Origin of the sequence: Paenibacillus camerounensis, assembly GCF_000723885.1 — a bacterium.
Lineage (GTDB): Bacteria > Bacillota > Bacilli > Paenibacillales > Paenibacillaceae > Paenibacillus_AQ > Paenibacillus_AQ camerounensis.
The window spans coordinates 16060-31083 of the sequence record NZ_CCDG010000049.1; the positions used below are offsets into that span (position 1 = coordinate 16060).

13 protein-coding genes are annotated in these 15024 nt (G+C 51.9%); 3 read left to right on the plus strand and 10 right to left on the minus strand.

The window, feature by feature from the left end; all coding sequences use genetic code 11:
• Positions 1 to 4: 4 nt before the first annotated feature.
• The 3 genes from BN3772_RS18315 to BN3772_RS18325 form a co-directional block, all read right to left on the minus strand.
• On the minus strand, positions 5 to 934 hold the full coding sequence (locus BN3772_RS18315) for a pectinesterase family protein (RefSeq protein WP_052380579.1): 930 nt from the start codon (positions 932 to 934) through the stop codon (positions 5 to 7).
• 84 nt (positions 935 to 1018) lie between these two features.
• Entirely contained in the window at positions 1019 to 2521 is a 1503-nt protein-coding gene (locus tag BN3772_RS18320) for an extracellular solute-binding protein (RefSeq protein ID WP_042201225.1), read from the minus strand.
• 38 nt (positions 2522 to 2559) lie between these two features.
• Positions 2560 to 3519, minus strand: coding sequence for an ABC transporter permease (locus BN3772_RS18325; RefSeq protein WP_269322196.1), 960 nt, complete (start codon positions 3517 to 3519; stop codon positions 2560 to 2562).
• A 280-nt stretch (positions 3520 to 3799) separates the two neighbouring features.
• Between BN3772_RS18325 and BN3772_RS18330 the strand changes: the two genes are divergently transcribed.
• Positions 3800 to 4684, plus strand: coding sequence for a carbohydrate ABC transporter permease (locus BN3772_RS18330; RefSeq protein WP_042201226.1), 885 nt, complete (start codon positions 3800 to 3802; stop codon positions 4682 to 4684).
• A gap of 119 nt (positions 4685 to 4803) precedes the next feature.
• Here the strand turns inward: BN3772_RS18330 and BN3772_RS18335 are convergent, their stop codons facing one another.
• From BN3772_RS18335 to BN3772_RS18355, 5 genes are all read right to left on the minus strand, one after another.
• A complete protein-coding gene (locus tag BN3772_RS18335) occupies positions 4804 to 7047 on the minus strand; it encodes an AraC family transcriptional regulator (RefSeq protein ID WP_042201228.1) in 2244 nt (747 codons plus the stop codon).
• A 925-nt stretch (positions 7048 to 7972) separates the two neighbouring features.
• Positions 7973 to 8767 (minus strand): PHP domain-containing protein, encoded by a 795-nt coding sequence (locus BN3772_RS18340; RefSeq protein WP_042201230.1) that lies wholly within the window; start codon positions 8765 to 8767, stop codon positions 7973 to 7975.
• 29 nt (positions 8768 to 8796) lie between these two features.
• Positions 8797 to 9633 carry an energy-coupling factor transporter transmembrane component T family protein gene (locus tag BN3772_RS18345; RefSeq protein WP_341872581.1) on the minus strand — a complete coding sequence of 279 codons (837 nt, stop codon included), beginning with the start codon at positions 9631 to 9633 and terminating at the stop codon, positions 8797 to 8799.
• The gene (locus BN3772_RS18350) at positions 9617 to 11425 is read right to left on the minus strand and encodes an ABC transporter ATP-binding protein (RefSeq protein ID WP_042201231.1); all 1809 of its coding nucleotides are present in this window, start codon (positions 11423 to 11425) and stop codon (positions 9617 to 9619) included. Before BN3772_RS18350 ends, BN3772_RS18345 begins: the two co-directional genes overlap by 17 nt.
• On the minus strand, positions 11418 to 12302 hold the full coding sequence (locus BN3772_RS18355; RefSeq protein WP_042201232.1) for a DUF8171 family membrane protein: 885 nt from the start codon (positions 12300 to 12302) through the stop codon (positions 11418 to 11420). Before BN3772_RS18355 ends, BN3772_RS18350 begins: the two co-directional genes overlap by 8 nt.
• A 180-nt stretch (positions 12303 to 12482) precedes the next feature.
• Here BN3772_RS18355 and BN3772_RS18360 point away from each other — a divergent pair, with 180 nt between their 5' ends.
• The gene (locus tag BN3772_RS18360; protein WP_042201233.1) at positions 12483 to 13316 is read left to right on the plus strand and encodes a MurR/RpiR family transcriptional regulator; all 834 of its coding nucleotides are present in this window, start codon (positions 12483 to 12485) and stop codon (positions 13314 to 13316) included.
• A gap of 135 nt (positions 13317 to 13451) precedes the next feature.
• Positions 13452 to 13739 (plus strand): hypothetical protein, encoded by a 288-nt coding sequence (locus BN3772_RS18365; protein WP_042201234.1) that lies wholly within the window; start codon positions 13452 to 13454, stop codon positions 13737 to 13739.
• Between the two features lie 317 nt (positions 13740 to 14056).
• Here BN3772_RS18365 and BN3772_RS18370 read toward each other — a convergent pair whose 3' ends face one another.
• Positions 14057 to 14515, minus strand: a complete 459-nt coding sequence (locus BN3772_RS18370; protein ID WP_042201235.1) for an OsmC family protein — start codon at positions 14513 to 14515, stop codon at positions 14057 to 14059.
• Positions 14516 to 14542: 27 nt separating this feature from the next.
• A complete protein-coding gene (locus BN3772_RS18375) occupies positions 14543 to 14989 on the minus strand; it encodes a hypothetical protein (protein ID WP_042201236.1) in 447 nt (148 codons plus the stop codon).
• Positions 14990 to 15024 lie beyond the last annotated feature (35 nt).

Genomic DNA, 15024 nt, shown 5'->3' on the forward strand with positions numbered 1-15024 from the left:
AACTTCAGCCAATCCAGTCCGTTTCCCCGCCGAAAACGGCTTCAGGTGTAAGCTGGTCCAGCTCACGCTCACTCAGCTGCCTGGACCAGCCGACCCGCTTGTCCGCATGCGCTCCCGGTCCCTCAGAACCGGCTTCACCGTAATGCACGGTATGCCAGACAGCAGCCTTGTCCCAGTCACTCCAGCCCTCACGGCAGATATGTGCCCCCATCCAGCAATCTATAAAGGCCGTACGGGCATAGTCACGCCAGGGTCTCCCCAGATACACACTGCCCCCGGCTGCATCGCTGACCAGCCGGCATTTATGAAACACAAAGCCTGTCTGCTTATCCTCAGGGGTAGCGGCAGCCGTAACGAAGCCGTTAATCTCCTTGCCAAGATTCAGGCTGGTAATTTCGCATTCATGAAAATAAGCCGTCGCCGAGCCAAAAATAAAATCGATATCCCCGGTGATCCGGCAATGCTCAAAATAATTACGTCCGCTCCGGTTCAGCTTTTCTTCCTTCGGTCTGGCCAGATAAAGCGTATCCTGCGCCGCCAGAAAGGTGCAGTTCCGGAAAACAACCCGGTCCGCATCCACATACAGGGCAACCGCCTGACCCACCTCATCACTGCTGCCGGCCGTATTCTCAAAAATGATATTTTCCGCCGTAATGTTATCACCGGTAATGTAAGTGCTGCATGAGCCAAAGGTGCCGATGGGCGTCCCTTCATTCCCCGGCTTGCGCGCATAATCGTCATAGGACAGTCTGACTTCACCTTGACCTATCAGCTGCAAGTTAGGTCTATTGATGCGCAGCTTTTCATAATAAATTCCTGCTTCTATGTGCAAGACTGTAATCTCCGCACACTCTTCCGGTATGCTGTCCACCGCTGCCTGAACAGAGCTGAAGTCGCCTCCGCCTGTCCTGCTGATCACTATATGCTTCATCATCTCTCACCTCAGCCCCTGCTAATCCTGCACAACGAACCCACCCGGTGGGGGTGGGCTCGCCAATTGTAACGCAGATTCAATATCTTACTTCTGAGTCAGCTTGTAGGCTGCTTCATATTCTTCAGTAATCTTGGTACCGCCGGAATCCTTCCAGGTCTGTACCGCCTTTTTGAAGTCAGCTTCATTCGATTGTCCCATGATGTACTTGAAAGTCGCGTCAGTAATGATCTTAGCCAGCTCCGTACCCTGCTCGTTGTTTGTTGCGGAATCGAGCGGCACAGTCGGATCAAACACGGCATACTGGTCGTTCTCACGGATCAGTTCATTAGCCAGCTGCTTCTCCGGATTGGCATCCTTCAGCGTATAAGCAATTTCACTTGGTCTGCTGGAGGAGAAAGGCTGTACATCTGCCTGCCAAAGCTCTTTATCAAGAATTTTATAAGCGCCGTTTTCGTCATACTCGTAATGTGTACCTTCGATACCGCCTGTCATGAGCATGAATGCTTCTTCGTCGATCAGGTCATTGACGAACTGCAGCAGTCTTTTCAGCTGTGCTTCGGTTTTAACCTCGGATTTCGGGAATGCCATCAGACCGCCGACGCCGCTGCCTTCGGACCAGATGTGGTACTTGCCGTCACCGTTCGAGATTTTGTTAATCGGCACGAGCTCAAGGCCTTCCTGGAGATCCTGGGACAGTGTTCTCAGGCTGGAGATATCAACCATACCTGTGTAAATACCGGTTTTACCCTGGGCGAACTGCTGCTGCTGGTCGGTTTTGGCTGTAACTGCGAAGTCCTGGGCCAGGTATCCGTTTTCATACAGCTTCTTGGAGAAATTCAAAGTGTCCAAGTATTCCTGGGTATCGAATTCCGGCGTGAATTTGCCGCTCTCATCCACTTTCCAGCCGTTCGGCGTACCGAAGTAGGAGCTCAGTGTTTTAAAGCTGCTGTAACGCAGATCGGAACGGTCACCGAAGCCGGTTGTATCTTTTACACCGTTGCCGTCCGGATCATCCTCTGTAAAAGCTCTTGCCACTTCATATACTTCATCAAGGGTAGTCGGAACCGGCAGGCCCAGCTTATCCAGCCAGTCCTTACGCATGATCAGGCCGGAGCGGGCCAGGTTCTTCTGGAACGGAACACCGTACAGTACGCCTTCAATGGAAGCAGCCTCACGGATTTCCGGAGCAATCTTGGACAGATTGTCATAGTCATCGAGATAAGGGCCTACGTCCCAGAACAATCCGGATTTCAGCGAGCTTCTCACCGAAGAGTTGGTCATCATCGTCAAGGTCACGATATCAGCCAGCTCGCCGGAAGCAAGCGCTGTAGTGATACGTTCTTCCTTGGATGCATCCGGTACCCAGTTGAAGGTAAGCTTAGTGTTGGTATACTCCTCCAGCAGCTTTTTAATTGTTTCTGTAGGAGGTGAAGCGGTGTGCAGGATATTCAGCCAGGTAACCTCCAGCGGTTTGCTTTCATCGGCAACGGCGGCATTTTTCTCTGCTTCTTTATCTCCTCCGCAAGCTGACAGTAATGTGGAAAGCATGGTAACACAGGCAAGCATACTGACCCATCTTTTTTTCATAACTCTTCTCCTTTAAAAGTAGATTAATTGACACTGCCTTAGTAAACGCCGTCTTCGCCCATCTTTTTGGCCAGCTTGTTGGAGGCCATTACGAGGATTAAGCCGACTACACCCTTGAACATACCTACCGTGGTACTGAAGCTGAGCTGACCGTTCTTCAAGCCCGCTGTATAGATGTAGGTGTCAAAAATTTCGGCCACTTCGCGGTTGAGCGAGTTGAGCAGCAAATACATATGTTCAAAGCCAAGATCCAGCGTGCTGCCGATTTTGAGGATCAGCAGGGTGATGATGACTGGACGGATGGCCGGCAGTGTCACATGCCAGGTTTTGCGAAGACGGGCAGCGCCGTCCATTTCTGCAGCTTCATACAGCTGAGGGTCCACCACAGTGATGGCAGCCAGATAGATAATAGTTGACCAGCCGATTTCTTTCCAGATGATCTGGCCGATATAAATCGTGCGCAGCCATTCCGGGGAAGTCAGGAAGCTGATTTTTTTGAAGCCCATGCTGGCAATCACTTCGTTAATTAACCCGCCGTCCAGCGTCATGAATACGTAGGTAATCGATACAATAATAACCCATGACATGAAGTGGGGGATGTAAATGATGGTTTGAATCCAGCTTTTGAGATGACGGTTCTTCAGCTCATTTAACATTAAAGCGACAATAATCGGCAACGGGAAGAAAATCACGATATTCAGCGCGAACAGGACGAGCGTGTTGCGCAGCAGCATCATAAAGGTAGGCTCCGTGAACAGCCGGATGAAATGCTTGAACCCTACCCATTCGCTGCCCGTGATTCCAAGGAACGGCTGATAATCCTGAAACGCTATTACAAGTCCGCCCATCGGCAGGTACTTAAATATGATGAAGTACACCAGGCCGGGGAATATCATCAGATATAAGAGCTTGTATTTCTTTGCTGCGGTCAGGAATGCGCTTCCTTTTTTCTTGTCCAGATTCAGATTTGATGGTGCGGTGATACTTGGAACTTTCACTTGTCAGCCTCCTTTGGTCATTCGGGGATTACGCTCCCTAGACTAAAGAATTTCCGGCGTTACGTATATAATCATTATGTGATTGCGTGGCCCGGACCCTTGCGGCTGCGGCGTTTACGCTTTCCTGACCTCCTGTGATGATTACAGAATAAGATAATGATTATGTCATGCTTGTATAGCATATCCCGGCCTTAAACCCAATACCTCATGCCCGGATTATATACGTAATTTGTCCCTCTTGGTACAGTTGAAAGGTAACCGAATACGAGGAGGATATGAAATGAACCACAGCTCACGAAGAAAAGAATCACTCAGCGGACAGATCTTTACGATCGTAAACGCGGGTGTCCTGATTCTGCTCGCCCTTGCCTGTCTGTTGCCCTTTGTAAACATTATCGCCAGCTCCTTCGCGACCACCCAGGAAGTGATTGCGAAAAAATTCATTCTGTTCCCGACCACCTTTTCACTGGACGCTTACCGCTACATCCTGTCCACACCGACAATCTTCAAGGGTCTGGGCGTATCCGTTGGCGTCACTATTGCAGGTACCGTTGTAAGTATGATTCTGACTGCGCTGATGGCCTATGGGCTGTCCAGAAGATACCTGCCGCTTAGAAACACCATTAACTTCATTGTAGTGTTCTCCATGCTGTTCAGCGGGGGCATGATCCCTACGTTTCTGGTTGTAAAATCGGTCGGCCTGATCAACTCCTACTGGTCGCTGGTATTCCCGGTGGCGATCAACGCTTTCAATATGATTATCATGCGTAACTTCTTCCAGGCGCTGCCTGACAGCCTTGAGGAATCCGCCAAGATTGACGGAAGCAATGACTTCGGGATTTTCCTGAAAATCATGCTGCCGCTGGCCCTTCCTTCTATCGCTACAATCTCCCTGTTCTATGCCGTTGCTTACTGGAATACGTACATGAATGCTATCCTTTATATTAATGATTCGGTAAAATGGCCGATCCAGGTCCTGCTGCGCCAGATCGTTATCGTCTCCAGCGGTATGCAGGCCGAGGGCACCTCAGTCGATATTATCCCGCCGGCCCAGACGATCAAAATGGCTGTTATCGTTGTCGCAACAGTTCCGATGCTGATCGCTTATCCGTTTGTGCAGAAGCACTTTACCAAGGGTGCACTGATGGGCGCTGTGAAGGGTTAATTGTCTAATACAAAAACGGTACCGCCTTTAATTAAGGGCGGTACCGTTTTTTGTGCACCGTATACCGGTTATACAGGTTGTGATGATTATTGCAGTAACCTGAGGATTATATCTCAGTGCTAGGCCTCCTGCTGCAGCTTGCGGTACGTACCCGGTGTAACCTGCTCCTTCTTGCGGAAGGAACGGATAAAGTTCTGCGGATTATGGTACTGCAGCCGCTCGGCAATCTCGCGGATTGTCATATCCGTCTCCGACAGCCATTTTTTGGCCATCTCCAGCCGATAATTCATCAGATACTCACTGAACGAGGTGCCGTATTCCTTCTTAAAGATACTGCTGAGATAATTCGGATTATAGTGCAGGCGCTCGCCAATGCCTTCCAGCGTCAGCTCCTGATCAAACTCGGAATGGACAATTGCGGTAATCTTGTCGGACAGGCAGCGGAACTGCTTGCTCGTCTTCTCCTTCATAGCTGTAGTCATCGGGTAGATGACCTCCTGTACCAGCAGGTGTTCAATCTCCTCGGGATTGCGGATATCCAGCACCCGGTGATACAGCTTGTTGTTATCCTGGGTCAGCAGAACCTGAATGCCGAGATGCTGCTCCAGCTGAATCAGATTGTTCACCAGCCTCACCAGCATGACTTCAAAATTAAGCGTGCTTTTGTTCTTGCCGATCAGCTGGGCGAGGAACGGATAAAGTGCTTCTGCTACTTGCTCCTTATCCCCAAGCCGGATACCGTTGAACAGCTGTGATTCCAGCTCGGCCGGGTAATGAAGCAGCACCGGACCTGAGACAACCCTGGAGATATCCTCATAAAAGATAATGGATTCCTTGCCGAGATTCAACCGCTGATGCAGCGCCTGCTTCCCCATCTCGCCGGCCTCCTTGCTCTCCAGCAGATCCCTGTAGGACATGCTGAACCCGATGCTGATCGAAACCTTCAGATAATTCCGCACCGTCTTCAGCAGCGCGGTTGCATATTCCAGCAGCTCTTTATTCAGCTCCTGCTCCGTTTGCTCCGGCATAACCAGGATAGTCGCCTGGGTGTCATCATTCAGGATAATCGGCAGCATCCGCTGACTCTTGGGAATAATCTCTTCTGCCATCTTGTTGATGGCCAGCAGCAGCACATCCTTATTCGTAGCTCCCTGATCACCAAGGCTGTCCAGCTGTACCAGCATCGTGACGTATTTCCGGCTTCCGTTAGGCGCATAGCCGAACCGCTGCAGGTTCTTCTCCAGCTCTTCAGCCGTAACACGGCTGCGGAACAGGTTGAGAATCAGCTGGGTCTCAAGCTGCGGCAGCTCTGCTTCAATCAGGCTGGCCAGTGATTCCTTCTCCAGCAGAATCGTATCAATGGACTGGATGATATATTCGAACTCGTTTTTGGTATTCACCGCAGGAACCACAGACAGACTGCGCTTGATCCGCTGGATCGGTTTTGTAAAATACGTTGAAACAACATATGCGACAACCAGAATCAGCAGAATACTCAGCAGCCCTAAAGCGAACAAGCCGAATTTGGTCATCTTGAGCGTACCGGCGATCTCTTCCTGGTCCAGCTCGGTGAGGTATACCCAATTATTATAGGAGGACTTGGAATACAGCAGCTGGAGCGGCTGGTGTCCGTCTGCCTCCAGCTCAGTCTTGCCGTTCTCCCCGCCTGCGGTAATGAAGCTGCTGAGCTCCGCAAGCTGCCCCTGAGTCAGGCTCGTCTCTTTCTTCCCGGAATCGTACAGCAGCTCACCGGATTTAGTGAGAATATACACATGCGCATTCTCATCTGTCTTGATGATCGAATCCAGTGTGTGCTGTGAGATATCAGATAAGGCGATAGCCTGCTTTTTGCTGGAGAAGACAGGCAGTGTATTCACGAACCTTATGCCCTTATCCGTCTTAACCCAGAATAAGCTCTGATTCTGGTTAACAATATACTGCTCACGCAGCTGCTCCACATCGTCTTCACTCAGGCTCGTCAGCCGCTCATTCATAATCTGCCAGTTCTGCTCCAGGCTGATCAGCGAATATTCCGTACCTTCCGCCGTCATGGAGGCAATATAGTTCAGCTGTGAATTGACACTACGGTAAGCCTCAAAGTCCTTGACCGTAATCGGGTTCGTCACCAGGTCCTGAAAAGAGCTCGTCGTGCTGAACGTATTGAACGCATATTCAATGCTCTGGATTTTATGCTCCAGATTATTTTTAACCTGTTCAACATAGCTCTGCTTGCTGCTTGAGAACTGGCCGACCACCGACCGGATCGTGCTGAAATAAATATAGCTGCCAAAGCTGGCAACCAGCCCCACCCCGAGAATTAGAATAGGAATAAAGATCCCGTAGAACATTCTCCCTTTATTCATTGCGCTGCCCCTTTATTTTTTGCTCATTAATAATAATTATAGCGCTTTCAAAAAGGGGTTTCCATGATTTTTTTAACGTGTGCAGTAAATTTTGCGTTTTTTTGTAAGATACATCAGAATATTGACCACGTTAACAATACAGACACTACGGTGGTCGACTTAGCTGTATAACTATATATTATCTGCTCTATCTAATCTGCTCTGTTGCAGCAAATTGACGCTTTACAGCTGCTACATTCATCCCTCCAGAATTCACTGAGTGTGAGAACGGTTTTATTGCCAGCAGAACCAAGAAATCATTGTTAACGTGTTCACAATAAATAAGTAATCATATATTCTATCCTTGGTATCCAGTTTATCCAATATATGAATCAAGAGGTGGGAGTTATAATTATGTAGCGGCAAAGCTGAAGTAGGTGGGCAGGAAGTAACCGCACAGTTAATCTTCGCAGACAGCCGGTTGTTGTCCAGTGGACCATTCTGTGAAAACTATCTGCCGGAGGTTCGCTCTATCATTCTGGAACTCCCATCCGGTACCCGCCTCCTATATAATAGATAACTGCACTCCGTACAACTAAAACGCCACTTTTTCCCGGGATTATCCGTTTAACTGCACTCCGTACAACTAAAGAGCCGTCTAAGCTGGTTTTGGGACAAATCAGGCTTTTTTAGTTGTATAGAATGCAGTTATACGTAGCAAATATGGGATTTCGCAAATTTTAGTTGTACAAAATGCAGTTAAAGTGCTCAAGGCAGCAAGAGACTGAGCGTCAGATTATAAAATGCAGAAATGTTGTCCTCAAAGGCGGCTCTTTCAAACATAAAACAGTAGCAATACGGATATACAGCAGCTACAGACGCGGTGGTGAGCAACTGCTTTCTATTCTATATCCCTTCTAAATCAGCACCGCTCCTTCCGCATTCGTTAAGCTGTATACTCTGCCGCCGCTTCATCCCGCGAGGGAGCCTCACCGGCCATCTGCTTGAGCAGCTTCTTCATCATGACCGAGCCCTTGACCTTCGTGGTCAGGCATGGGGACACTTCAATGGTATACCTTCCCTGCTGTACAGCTGACTTAAGCTCAGCAACGGTTGAGCAGTCCTGCTCCAGCCGGTTCACGACACTGCCGTACTGCAGACACTGGTGGCTGTCACTGCCGGCAATGACGGGAATGCCTATGCGCGCCGCAAATGGTTCAATCAACGCCCGGTACGGCTGCTCACCCTGCATGTAAATATCCTTGGCATTGAAGTCAAAAGCGTCCAGCCGGACCAGCAGCTGCGGGTCCAGATGATGCAGCGGTGTTGAGGTGCGGAACGGATGGGCGCCGATTTTCCATAAGCCGCGGGTATCGGCAAGCTCCAGCAGCTGGCGGAACGGGATAAAGCTGTCTTCACCGGTGCGGCCCTCAAGGGCATAGCGCGCTTCCAGGATATGCTCCTTTAATCCGATCAGCAAAATGTGTCCGGTCTCGGCAATATCGACCTCCATGCCTGGGAAAATCCTCAGGCCGTCAGCCTCGTAATAATGCCCGTTGTACGGGTACATCCGGTCCAGCGTCTCATACATCCCGAAGAAATTCGAGGTATTAAAATGCTCTGTGAGCGCAAGCGCCTGCAGGCCGTTCGCCAGCGCCTCCTTGACCATTTCACGGAAATATTCTTCCGAGAAGGCTGATTTCTTCGACAGCTTTCCATGGGTATGCAGATCTATTTTCATATAGGGATGACACTCCTTCATTTCCGGGTTTAGTATAGCAGATTAGGAACAGCAGCTCCCAGCGGGAACAGCAGGCCGATATAGACAACAGTGAAAGCCACAAACAGCCAGTCTCTGCGCTGCATGGCGAGGTAAGATAGACGCAGCTTTTTGACCTTGGGATTATTGACCGCATAGGTATAGCCTCTTGTCTCCAGCGCTTCAACCGTGGTCCGTGAACGTTTGGCCGTGTTCAGCATCAGCGGATAGAAGACCAGTACGAGAATCCGCAGGTAATAAGCGGCTGTCCGCAGATAGAGAAAACCATGCTTCTCCGGCCGCTGCCCCCGGAGCCTGAACGAGAGCAGAATCTGGTGGAACTCCTCCAGCAGTGTCGGGAGAATGCGGTAGCCGTACGACAGGCTGAAGGCAAAGGCATCCGGCACGCCGAGAGCAGATAATCCGTCGCTCAGGCGCTCAGGGTCAAGGCTGGAGAAAACCGTAATGCTTGCCAGCGAAATGACCGACAGCTTGAGCGTCAGGGTCAGCATCGGCAGCAGCGATTCAGCGCCTCCGCCGAAGAATAGCGACAGCAGGAACATCCAGCCGATCTGGCTGACCAGACCGAGACAGAGAATGAAAACAATATAAGGACTGACTTTGGACAATATCGTTGTAACCACCATAAAGACAAACATTCCAAGCAGAATCGTGCGGTTATAGATGAACCACGGAGTAATGGCAAAAAATAAATACCAGATCAGCAGCATCCGCGGGTCAAGCCTGCCCAGAAACGTGCTGCTGCTATTATAGGCGGTACCCAGCAGCTCCAGCTTGATGTGCTCAACCGAGATTTTATTGAGTGCCCGTTTAACAGCTTCCACCATATATAAGCTCCCCCTTTCTCCATTCCGCCATAGCCGTGAATTCCTCCAGGCTGCTGCAGATCTGCGGAAGGTTCAGCAGCCGGCTCATTTCCATGAGCTGGGTCTCGGCCAAGCCGGCGCGCCGCAGCAGCTGCCCGTCGGAGAAGACAGTCTCCTTGTCTCCGTCGGCTATGATCCGGCCTTCGCTCATCACGATGATCCGGGTAGCCCACTCGGCCACCAGAGCCATGTCATGCGTAGCGATGACAACCGTCTCGACATGGCCGCGCAGCGCCTCAAGCACCCGGGTCATCTCCTGCTTCGTCGAAATATCCAGATTGGCGGTTGGTTCATCCAGCAGCATCACTGCCGGACGGACGGCAGCACCGATCGCCAGCGACACCCGGCGCTGCTGCCCGCCGCTGAGCAGCCGGGCATCGCGCTCCGCCAGCTCCAGCAGGCGGAAGGACTGCAGCAGCTCTTCCACTCTTTCGTCCATATCTGCGAGCTTTCTCGCTTTCAAGTAATAAGCGATCTCCCCGCGCACCGAATCGTCGATGAACATATCCTCGGGGTTCTGGAACACATAGGACACCATCCCGGACAGCCGCTCCGGCGGCAGTCCGTTCACTGTAATCCCCTTAACCTGTACAGTCCCGCCGGTCGGAGCAGTAATGCCGGCAATCAGCTTCATCAGCGAGGATTTGCCCGCTCCGTTATTGCCGATCAGCGCAACACGCTCCCCCGCATACAGCTCCAGATTGATGCCCCCGAGTACCGGCTGCAGCGTCTTGTGGATCGTCCGGTAAGAGAGCCGGATCTGCTCCATCCGGACGATTGGCTCTGCCGCAGCCCGGCTAACTGCAGCTTCCATTGCCGCATACGACCCGGTGCCTGGCGAAGCTGCGGCCGAAGCCGCTGCCAGAGTCCGGCCATTGGCAGCACTGTCAGAGTCGGCGGCACTTACAGCGTCAGCCCGCCGCCCAAACCATGCCCGCCCCTCCTCGCAGCTGAGCGGATACTCCCCCGCGGCCTGCCGGTCCGGCCGGAGCAGCAAGGCCGCCCGGGTGACATCGGGCGGATAGATCCCTAAGGCCAGCAGCTCCTCCACTGAGGTGAGCGCTTCACGGACCGGCTTCTGCCAGCGCAGCCGCCCGCCGTCCATCAGCACCACCGAGCGGCAGTACTCCGCAATGAACTCCGCATGATGCTCAATTACAACAATGGTCTTGCCGTGCTGCTCATTAAGCCGCCGCAGAATATCATAGATCTGACGCGCATGCTGCGGATCAAGCTGGGCGACCGGTTCGTCGATGACCAGAATGTCCGGGTCCATCGCAAGAGCTCCGGCCAGGGCGAGCAGATGCTTCTGCCCGCCGCTGAGCTGCCAGATGAATTCACGGCCCAGGCCGCTGAGGCCGGTAAGCTCCAGCGCACGCAGCCCCCGCTCGCGGTAATCGGCCAGCCCGTAATTCAGCGGCGTAAAGCACACATCATCCAGCACCGTCGGCCGGACCAGCTGGTTCTCGAAGTCCTGATACACATAACCGATATGCCGGGACAGCTCACTGACCCGCTTCCCCTCAGCAGACTCTCCCAGCAGCTTAAGCTCCCCTTCGAAATCTCCTGTATAGTAATGAGGGATGAGGCCGTTGAAGCATTTGCACAGCGTCGATTTGCCCGAGCCGTTGCTGCCGATGACAGCAACGAAATCCCCCTGCTGCAGGGTGAACGAAACCTCCAGCAGCACCGGATGCTCAGCACCCGGATAAGTAAAGGACACATTGCTTAATTCCAGCAGCGGCTTATCCATCCAGCTGCCCTGCTTCCTGCCGCCTGCGCGACGCCTTTCGCAGGATCACCGTCAGCACTACCGCCGCAACCACTGCGGCTGCCAGCATGCTGATCCAGATCAGCATCCCCTCATTCGACTCCGCCCCGGGCAGCTCGAATTCGCCGATGCTCCAGCCTGACTCCGACAGCAGCTCTGCGCCCATCGCAATCAGGGCCAGCAGAATGGCGCCGCCCAGCAGCTTCGGCGAGAGCCACGATTTACTCCCGGAAGCATACTGCATGTTCCGTTCGCGCGGCTTCATGCCGAGCAGCGGTTCGATTTTACCGTACAAGCGGGGTACCAGATACATCGTCGGCAGCAAAGCGAACAGAATGCCTGAGAACAGCACATCATTCAGAAAGCCGACTCCTTCGATAATGACAATACTTTCTGCTAAGCCCTGAACCGCCTCAAGCTCCTCCACACCGACCCACACCTTGGCAATGTCGATGACCGAGCTGCAGAACTGGTGAATCGCCACCCCGCTGATCGCCGCGATGCCGACCTGTCTGCGGTTTTTGGGATCGGACACCATGCGGCCGGCGATATACATCGCGAGCGAGAACGTAATGAATTTCTCCAGCTCACCGAGCCCGCCGAACTGCCCCAGCATCAGCTCCCCGAAGATCACCTCGCCGACCGCCGCCCCCACAGCCGCATACAGCGGATGAAACAGCATACACAGCGTCAGCGGAATGAAGGCGAAATACTCGACCGACAGCTCAATCGGCCCCAGCTGGATACTTGGAATCAGCTCCGTGAACATGTTGGACAATCCGTAGAGCGACATGGACAGCACGAAGATCATCATTTTCTGCGATTGGGTCAGCGTGTAGCGCGTTTTTAACGTACTCATTTCGTAATGGCCCCCTTCAAGAATTTAACTTAAGTATAGAAATAGCGTGTCAGCACAGCTTTTCCCGTTTGTTAAGAGGGTGTAATCTTTTTTCCATGATTTTTAACGCTGTAAAAATATTTACATCACACTGGCAGGCTATAGTGGAGAAGCATCATCATCCCAGGAGGACAACTGCCTATGTACAAGGACTGGAACCGCCGTCCCTTTTCCCCGAACCAGCGGGTGATTGCCGATTTTATTCAAAAGAATGAGCTGCGCGTCCTCTACATGACCGAGCAGGAAATGGCGGACGAGCTTGGCATCAGCATTGCCTCGGTCTCCCGCTTCTGGAAAGCGGCCGGCTACCGCCACGCCAAGGATTTCAAGAACAGCCTGCGCTTCCGCTTCGAGTCCACCCCGTCCGAAAAAATGCGCGATGCCATGCAGCGGACCGGCGGCAGCTCCCTCCCGCAAATGCTGCTGGATGTGGCCTCACATCACCTGCAGGAGACAAACCGCTATCTGAACGAAGCCCACCTTGAGCGCGCCGTAGCCGCCCTATCCGCTGCGAGGCAAATTTACATCTACAGTCCCGGACCCTGTGCCGGTCTCGCCGAGCTGATGGCCTACCGGATGGCCCGCTACGGGCTGAATCTGAAACGTATGGCCCCCAGCGGCCATGAGCTGATGGAGTCACTGATGCATGCCGGCAAAAAAGATGTCGTGCTTGTATTCGGCTTCGTCCAGCTGCTGCCCGAAACAGAGGTTATCCTCGACTATGCGCGGGAGGCGGGCTATACGGTCATCCTGATTACCGACAGGCTGGTCTTCCCCCGTTCACAGGATGCTGACATTGTGCTGTATGCCGGGCGCGGCGAGGTGTGGGAGTTCCATTCAATGGTCGGACCCACCTACATCATCGAGAATCTGATCCTCGGCGTCGGCCTGCTCAGCAAGGACAGCAGCCTGAAGAAGCTCGACAAGCTCCAGCAGTTGCGTGCGAGATATGGCAGCAGGCTGCCTCGGAGCTGATGATGTGCGCAGCAAAAAGACGCCTGGCGCGGAACGATCCGCCGCGTTTCAGACGTCTTTGTAATTGGTTAACAAAACATAAACTTCCCCATGTAACCAGCTTGTTCGGTCCACACAATCCAAGGAGGTGATACGGTGTTTTTTATCTTAATACTGATTATTGTAGCATTCTCGGTTCTTTTTATCTTTAAGGATGAGCAGGAGCAATATCTGAAAAACTTCTCCCTGCTTGGCATTATACTGCCTTTAATCTTGGCTGTTCTATTGTTAAGCTCAGTTATTTTTGATTCCGGCTTTGACAGCTTTTCATACTTGGGCGTATATGAGCTTGAAATAACCAGCGCTTCTGCACTACTCAAAAGCTTTGCAGGCGTATCCCTGGTTTCCTTACTCCTGTATTTTTACTCGCTCACTAAGCGCTAAGCGGAGGCTCACAGCACAAAGACGCCGAACGCAGGACTTGTCCGTTCTGTTTCGGCGTCTTTTTATGGATCTCGATCAATATAGTTTGATTTTCGCCAGTTAATTTCAATGTATTTCAGGATTTACGACTTTTAGTTGGAAAAACGTCATCTAAATCGGTCCATTTCCCTCTCTAGCGGCGATTCAGGTGAAATTTAGTGGCGTTTATCCAATTAACTTCCTGTTGGCGGGATTCCTCAGAGAATTAACTGGCGGATTTCCACCTAATTCTGCTCAGCTTAACAAAGTGTCCAGTCTGCTAGGCCGATCCGCTTCATTCACACCGCATCCGGCTCCGCCATAACAATACTAGGCACCGTCTCTATCGTCACATTTCCCGCAACAGCCCGCGAGATCATGCACGACTTTTCAGCCATATGCGCCAGGCGTTCTGCTTTCTTAAGCTCGGCCTCTGACACATCTGCTCTGAGCACAATCGTCGGCTTATGCGTGATTCGTTCGTAAGTGAACACATTATTCGTGACATCAACAGTGGCCTCAGACTCCAGGGTCAGACTCTCAGGTGTAATCTCAGAACGCTCAAGCATCGCCGCCAGTGTAATCAGATAACAGGTAGCCGCCGCCCCCAGCAGCATCTCGTCAGGATTCGTACCTGTTCCCGGGCCGCCCATCTCCTGCGGAATCGAAATGACGGTTTTGAGCCCGCCTGCATCAATCTGACCCTCACTGTTACGCCCGCCGTTCCATACCGCTTTTAAGTGAAAAGGATGCTTCATCCCGCTTCCTCATTCCTCTCTATATCCTTACTGAATTCCTGCTGTACCAAACGTAGACTCTATAGCGCTTTTATAGTTATTCCATTCAAAATAAAAAGGTCCGGCCTTTACAGGCTCATTATTACTCCCCAGCCGAAAATCCTTCCATATGACCACATCGCCTTCCCTGTCGATTTTAACAGAGATATAGCCGCACTCCTCATCCGCACACCAGGGACAGACCAATATTGGGTATCTGTAGAACATATACTCATGGGGCTCTGCCAGTAAAAAATAATCGATCATGCGCCGTTGATATGCCTCACTCCCCCAGCCCAGCGCCGGAACCAGATCATGCTGTTTGAGCTTCTGGTACAGGGAATGTCCGTCAATAATCAGATCAGCAAACCTGGTATTTTTGTTTCCTTCCTGCGCAGGATCGGATTCATCGAACCGGGTTCCGGGTCTGGCCACCAAGTGATTTATTGTGTTCATTGATTCTCCTTAAGGGTGAAATAATGAAGCCAATG

Bases quoted from the DNA above. Each gene is read 5' to 3' on its own strand.
- BN3772_RS18315 (WP_052380579.1), bottom strand. From the start codon at position 934: ATGATGAAGCATATAGTGATCAGCAGGACAGGCGGAGGCGACTTCAGC.
- BN3772_RS18320 (WP_042201225.1), bottom strand. From the start codon at position 2,521: ATGAAAAAAAGATGGGTCAGTATGCTTGCCTGTGTTACCATGCTTTCC.
- BN3772_RS18330 (WP_042201226.1), top strand. From the start codon at position 3,800: ATGAACCACAGCTCACGAAGAAAAGAATCACTCAGCGGACAGATCTTT.
- BN3772_RS18335 (WP_042201228.1), bottom strand. From the start codon at position 7,047: ATGAATAAAGGGAGAATGTTCTACGGGATCTTTATTCCTATTCTAATT.
- BN3772_RS18340 (WP_042201230.1), bottom strand. From the start codon at position 8,767: ATGAAAATAGATCTGCATACCCATGGAAAGCTGTCGAAGAAATCAGCC.
- BN3772_RS18345 (WP_341872581.1), bottom strand. From the start codon at position 9,633: ATGGTGGAAGCTGTTAAACGGGCACTCAATAAAATCTCGGTTGAGCAC.
- BN3772_RS18350 (WP_042201231.1), bottom strand. From the start codon at position 11,425: ATGGATAAGCCGCTGCTGGAATTAAGCAATGTGTCCTTTACTTATCCG.
- BN3772_RS18355 (WP_042201232.1), bottom strand. From the start codon at position 12,302: ATGAGTACGTTAAAAACGCGCTACACGCTGACCCAATCGCAGAAAATG.
- BN3772_RS18360 (WP_042201233.1), top strand. From the start codon at position 12,483: ATGTACAAGGACTGGAACCGCCGTCCCTTTTCCCCGAACCAGCGGGTG.
- BN3772_RS18370 (WP_042201235.1), bottom strand. From the start codon at position 14,515: ATGAAGCATCCTTTTCACTTAAAAGCGGTATGGAACGGCGGGCGTAAC.
- BN3772_RS18375 (WP_042201236.1), bottom strand. From the start codon at position 14,989: ATGAACACAATAAATCACTTGGTGGCCAGACCCGGAACCCGGTTCGAT.